General features: G+C 61.0%; 5 protein-coding genes and 1 pseudogene. All 6 read left to right on the forward strand.

The window, feature by feature from the left end:
- The first annotated feature begins 53 nt into the window (after positions 1-53).
- The 6 genes and pseudogenes from BKH20_RS13055 to BKH20_RS13075 all read left to right on the forward strand — a co-directional run bounded on the left by BKH20_RS13055 (position 54) and on the right by BKH20_RS13075 (position 5942).
- The gene (locus BKH20_RS13055; RefSeq protein ID WP_218638169.1) at positions 54-902 is read left to right on the forward strand and encodes a carbohydrate ABC transporter permease; all 849 of its coding nucleotides are present in this window, start codon (positions 54-56) and stop codon (positions 900-902) included.
- A gap of 59 nt (positions 903-961) precedes the next feature.
- Positions 962-1741, forward strand: a complete 780-nt coding sequence (locus tag BKH20_RS13060; protein WP_218638170.1) for a carbohydrate ABC transporter permease — start codon at positions 962-964, stop codon at positions 1739-1741.
- A 71-nt stretch (positions 1742-1812) separates the two neighbouring features.
- Positions 1813-3123, forward strand: a complete 1311-nt coding sequence (locus tag BKH20_RS13065; protein ID WP_218638171.1) for a NosD domain-containing protein — start codon at positions 1813-1815, stop codon at positions 3121-3123.
- Between the two features lie 160 nt (positions 3124-3283).
- Positions 3284-3436 (forward strand): annotated as a pseudogene (locus BKH20_RS15080) (LacI family DNA-binding transcriptional regulator); the annotation flags it as partial.
- Between the two features lie 48 nt (positions 3437-3484).
- Complete coding sequence (locus BKH20_RS13070; protein WP_256693191.1) at positions 3485-4336, forward strand: substrate-binding domain-containing protein; 852 nt, start codon at positions 3485-3487, stop codon at positions 4334-4336.
- A gap of 403 nt (positions 4337-4739) precedes the next feature.
- A complete protein-coding gene (locus BKH20_RS13075) occupies positions 4740-5942 on the forward strand; it encodes a NosD domain-containing protein (RefSeq protein WP_075391419.1) in 1203 nt (400 codons plus the stop codon).
- Positions 5943-6000: the final 58 nt, after the last annotated feature.

Below are 6000 nucleotides of genomic sequence, written 5' to 3' on the forward strand. Positions count from 1 at the left end.
CCCGCTACAGGGGGATGAGAGTCTCCGACCGGCAGTTCGCCACACTCCTCATGGTGCCGGCGACCGTGTTCCTCATCGTGTTCGTCGGCTGGCCCCTCCTGTCCTTCGTGTGGGACTCTTTCTTCAACACTGCCCCCGTCACCGGACAGCGCACCTTCGTCGCCCTGGACAACTACGCCAAAGCGTTCGGCAACTCGGCGTTCCGCAACGCCGCATGGCGGACCGGGGTCTATACCGTCATCGTCGTTGCATTCGAGTTCTGCTTGGGTCTGGCGACCGCGCTGCTGTTCTCGCTCATCGGGAATTCCTCGCGGGTGTTCAGGACCATCTTCCTGTACCCGCTCATGATCGCCCCGGTCGTTGCCGGCCTGCTGTGGCGGTTCCTACTCATCGACAACTTCGGAATCGTCAACGAGCTTCTCAGCCGTGTTGGCATCCTGGACTCCGCGAGCGACATCGCCTGGCTCAGCAACCCGGACATCGCCCTGTTCTCAGTGGCGATCCCAGATATCTGGCTGACGACCTCCTTCATGACCCTCGTCTTGTTCGCTGGCCTGCAGAACATTCCCGGTGACGTCATCGAGGCGGCACGAATCGACGGAGCACGTGCCCCAACGATCCTGTTCCGGATCATCATCCCGCTTCTGCGCCCGGTCATTGCCGTCGCCCTCATTATCCGCGGCATAGACGCAGCCCGAGCCTTCGATGTCATTCTCATCCAGACCAATGGCGGCCCCCAGAACAGCACAGAGGTCATGTCCATGCTCATTTATCGCACGATGGTGAGATTCGGTGATCCCGGCCTCGCGAGCGCGATGGGCACCCTCTATCTCGTTGTCATGATGATAGTCGCCTCTCTCGCGGTACTTGCCATCTGGAATCCCGGAAGCGAGGAGAACTAATGGAAGGCCTCCAGGTCAGACGCCCACTGACCAGAATCATTCTCTGGATCGTACTGGTCGTGACAGTCCTGCTCTATTCATTCCCGTTCCTCTACATGCTTCTAACGTCGTTCAAGACGCCGCTGGAGACGATCGCCGTCCCGCCCAGGATCTTGCCGAGCCACTGGACGACCGAGAACTACGTGACGGCGCTGTCACGGGAGGGAGTGCTTGCCTCATTGGTCAACGGCACGATGACCGCCGTCCTGAGCACGGCGGTGTCCCTACTGCTAGCGGTTCCGGCGGCGTACGCCGTCACCAGGTTCCGCACCCGTTACAGCCGGATCTTCATCGTCCTGGCACTGGTCATGAGGATGGTTCCACCGATCGCCGTCGGCGTGCCGATGGTCCAGATCTTCCAGTCCGTCGGTCTGTATGACACAACCTTCGCCCTGGCGCTGGCGCACGTCACCATCTCCCTGCCTCTGTCGATCTGGCTCATGTCCAGCTTCTTCGAGTCCGTCCCCGTCGAACTGGAAGAGGCGGCGAAGATCGACGGGGCGAGCCGGCTGAGTGCCCTGTGGCACGTCGTCCTGCCGGTGACCTCGGGAGGCATCGCGGTGACCGCCATCTTCGCATTCCTCGCTTCGTGGAACGAGTTCCTCTTCTCGCTCCTCCTGACCGCCTTCCGCTCCCAGACCACGCCCATCGTCATCGCGAACTTCCAGACGCAGTTCGGACTGGACTGGGGCGCGATGACCGCGCTCGCCGTCCTGTACTCACTCCCGGTCATCGCGCTCACCATGCTCATGCAGCGTCGCATCGTCGCCGGCATGACCCTCGGCGCGGTCAAGGGCTGAGCGCGCACGAACACCGGCCCGATAAGAGAAGGAAAAGTGAGGAAACCGTGACCGCACCCAACAGGTACGACGTGACAGAGTGGCCTGGAGAAAACCCTTATGACGACATCGGTGCCGTCATCAACAGCATCATCACCGATGTCAAGAGCCGCCAGCGATGGAAGGACAAGGATGACGGCGGGCGCCCGGGCGCCGTCATCGTCATCCCGCCCGGTGACTACCACCTGCGTACGCAGGCCGTCATCGACATCAGCTATCTGCGTATCGAGGGCTCCGGGCACGGCTTCACTTCCTCGAGTATCCGCTACAACATCCCACCGCAGGAGCGGGAGGACCTGCACGAACTGTGGCCGGGAGGCAGCCGGATCCTCGTGGACCTGCCGCCCGCCAGAGGTGGGGAGCAGGCAGCAGCCTTCCTCGTCACGCGTGAGGGCAGCCCCCGGCTCAGTTCAGTCGAGTTCTCCGGCTTCTGTATTGACGGACTCCACTTCGAGCCCGACGGCGTCAGCGAGAACCCGGAGAACTCATACCAGAACGGTAAGACCGGCATCTACGTCAAGGATCCAAATGACTCGTTCAGGATCTCCCAGATGGGGCTGGTCTACCTCGAGCACGCCATCACGATCAGGAAGGCCGATGCGTTGTCGATCCACGACAACTTTATCGCGGAATGCGGCAACTGCATCGAGTTACTCGACTGGGGGCAGGCCTCCAAGGTGACAGACAACCTCGTCGGAGCCGGCCCACGAGGCCACTCCGTCTATGCCGAGAACCACGGCGGTCTACTCATCGCCACGAACAATATCTTTCCCCGCGGTGACAGCAGCGTCCACCTCTCGGGTGTGACACGCTCGCTGGTCAGCACCAACCGTCTCCACTCTTTCTACCCGGGAGTCCTCATCCTCGCCGACGACAGCGCTGAGAATCTCGTCGAGGGCAACCATCTTTTGCGGGACCACGAACCCTGGACCCCCTTCCTGGAAGTGACTAACGGACGCAGTGACTCCTACGGGATCATCCACGTGGAGGGAAGCGACAACACGATCGTCAACAACCACGTGTCGATCTCAGTGGACTCATCCGCCTCGGCCACGGGGCCTGAGATCGTCGGTGTACGGCTCGCCTCAGGGCAGGGGAACTACGTTTCAGCAACGCACGTCGTCGCCCACGACGTCGCCCGCAGCAGCGGAGAATCAGCCTTCGAGGCTCAGGTCAACGCACTGCTGTCGAGTGCGGACCTGCCGACGCTGGACGTCATCACGATCAGCGTGGACAGAGCCTCGATCAAGAACACAGTGCTCGACTCGGGCACCGAGAAGGAAGTGGCGATGGACCGTTCCACCAACGCATTCCGCCCCACCCCACGCCTCAGTACGGTCTAGGCGGGGCGAAGACCGGTGCAGCACGGTAGGTCCGGGTACAGAACAGGCGGCCCACCCAGTCCCGCCCGCGTCACAGTCTGCGACCGCGAGAGGAGACAAGAAGATAGAAGTAGTGTTCTCATCGTCCCGAGAACGCGAAGACGCCCAGAAGGCAGGTCACATGACAGCGCGCAAGAGTGTGGGAATCCGAGACGTCGCACGTGAGGCTGGCGTCTCAGTGACGACGGTGTCGCACATCCTCAATCAAGTCCCCTATGCGCGTGCGAGTGATGCAACTCGGGAGCGGGTACGTGCGGCAGCGGCTCAGCTCGGTTACGAGCCCAACCGCATGGCTCGCGGCTTGCGGACACAGAGATCGGGCATGATCGGTCTGCTCAGTGAGGACATCGCGACGACGCCTCACGCTGGTCGGATCATCCTGGGTGCCCAGGAGGTAGCGCGTGAGGCCGGGTTGACGATCGTTCTGGTCAACACGACGCAGGACCCCGAGACTGTCAACAGGGACGCCGATGTCCTGCTCCGTCAGTCTGTCGACGGGGTTCTCTACGCGACGATGTACCACCGAGTCGTCAGGGTTCCAGGTGTACTCGTCAGCGTCCCAACCGTCCTCATCGACTCCCAGGACGAGGCGTCACGCGTCCCCTGGACTATTCCTGATGAGACCTCCGGCGCCCAGGCGGCTGTCGAGGAATTGATCAAGTACGGGCACCGCCGTATCGGATTCCTCACGAATACAGATGATGTGCCCGCCACCCATGGTCGACTCGTCGGGTATCGAGCGGGCTTAGGCAATGCAGGCCTGTCGGTTCACGACTCGCTCGTCGTCGCCCGCCCATCGGAGACGCCGGGTGGGTACGAAGCTGCCCTCGAGCTCCTGAGCAGGGACAGGGAGGTAACCGCACTGTTCTGCTACAACGACCGTATGGCGATGGGCGCCTATCGCGCGGCGGCGGAGCTGGGACTGCGCATCCCTGACGATCTATCGATCGTCGGCTTCGACAATCAGGAAATCATCGCCGAAGGTCTATTCCCCGCACTGACGACCGTCGCCCTGCCCCACTATGACATGGGGCGATGGGCGACCCAGCGGCTCATCTCGATGCTCATGCACGACGATGAAGAATACATCGCGGCGGACGGTTCTGATTCAGCAGTGCTGTCGTGCCCCCTCGTGCGTCGTCGCTCAGTGGCTGCGCCTCGCACCCGCGCATGAGTCGGCCGGGATCCACCGCGGGTTCACGGGCGTAGGACGTCAGCAATTCACCGTCCAAGGCTATCCAGCACCGGTTCAAAACCGGAACGATCCGGCGACCGACCCTCGGAGTAGCCCCCAATCAATCTCACTCACGAAAGGAGGTAGCACATGCGCACCTACGTCCTGCTGACACGGCGCGCCGCTCTTCGCACCGGTACAGCAACCATAACAACGCTGGCAGTCGGCGGCCTGGCAGGAGCACCGAAGAGCTCAGCAGCGCCCAGAACCGGGCCGAGTCGCTCTTCCATTCCAGTCCCAATGGTGGTCACCGCCGGCCGCACGCGTCGGTCACAGCCCCACGTGGGTCTCCTGTAGTACCCATGACCACACTCCACACGAATCAACACAGAAGGATCATGACATGGCAACCGTGTATGATGTGACGGACTGGAATCCTCAAGGAAAGTCTCTCAACGTTTATGACGACATCGGAGCGGTCATTAACGCAATGATCACGGACATTAAGTCCACCCAGTCCGACCAGGCGGCTAGGCCCGGTGCCGTCATCTACATTCCGCCGGGCGACTACTCGCTGAAAACGCGTGTCGTCATCGACATCAGCAACCTGACAATTCGCGGATCAGGCCACGGATTCAGTTCACTGTCCATCCGTTACAACACGGCTGACACCTCATCATGGCACGAGCTCAACCCGGGATCCAGCCATGTGCGGGTCGAGAACACTGACGGTAACGGCGAGGCCTTCATCGTGACGCGCGAGGGTTCTCCCAGGATAGGCGCAGTCGTCTTTGAGAACTTCTGCCTCGACGGCACGTCGTTCGGCTCCGACGAGAACTCCTACAACAACGGCAAGACGGGAATCTTGATCGAGACGGATAACGACGCCTGCCGAGTGCGGGACATGGGGATGGTGTATCTCGAACACGCACTCATCGTCCATGGCGCTGACGCCCTCGACGTCTCGGGCAACTTTCTGACCGAGTGCGGTAACTGTGTCGAGCTCCTCGGAGCAGGACAGGCAACGAGAGTATGCGACAACCACATTGGTGCCGGCCCACACGGTTACTCACTGTTCGCGGAGAACCACAACGGCCTACTCATCAGCGGGAACAACATCTTCCCACGGGGGATCGACTCGGTCCACCTGCGCGACTGCTTCAGGACAAACGTGTCCTCCAACAGGATGCACTCGTTCTACGCCGGTATGGTGACCCTTGAAGGAACTTGCAAGGAGAACCTTATCTCGTCCAACATGTTCGAGCGCCAGGTCGAAGGATTCCCGCCGTTTGTCGACGTTAGCAATGGACTTGACGATGACTTTGGGGTAGTGCAGGTCAACGGCGATGGAAATACCATCATGGCTAACCATGTGACCCTGATCATCCCTCCGGAGCGGCTCCGTCCAGCTGGAGCCGTCCCAACGGTATTCCGAATTAAACATGGTGACCAGAACGCCGTGGGCGCGAACCATGTCATCTCCAACCTCGAACTCATCACCGTGTACCTAGACGCGAAGACCACGAACTCGCACGTCTTCGACTCGGGAACGGAAAGTCAGTTCCACAGTGACTCTAAGAGCTTCGGGTTCCGCCCGACACCCTGATACCCGAAGAACTCTCCAGACGATGGCAAGGATAACCCACCAGGGGGTCGGCAAAGTT

The organism is Actinomyces oris, assembly GCF_001937445.1.
Lineage (GTDB): Bacteria > Actinomycetota > Actinomycetes > Actinomycetales > Actinomycetaceae > Actinomyces > Actinomyces acetigenes.

Excerpts from the sequence above, each read along its gene's own strand:
- BKH20_RS13075 (WP_075391419.1), top strand. The coding sequence starts at position 4,740 with ATGGCAACCGTGTATGATGTGACGGACTGGAATCCTCAAGGAAAGTCT.
- BKH20_RS13070 (WP_256693191.1), top strand. The coding sequence starts at position 3,485 with ATGATCGGTCTGCTCAGTGAGGACATCGCGACGACGCCTCACGCTGGT.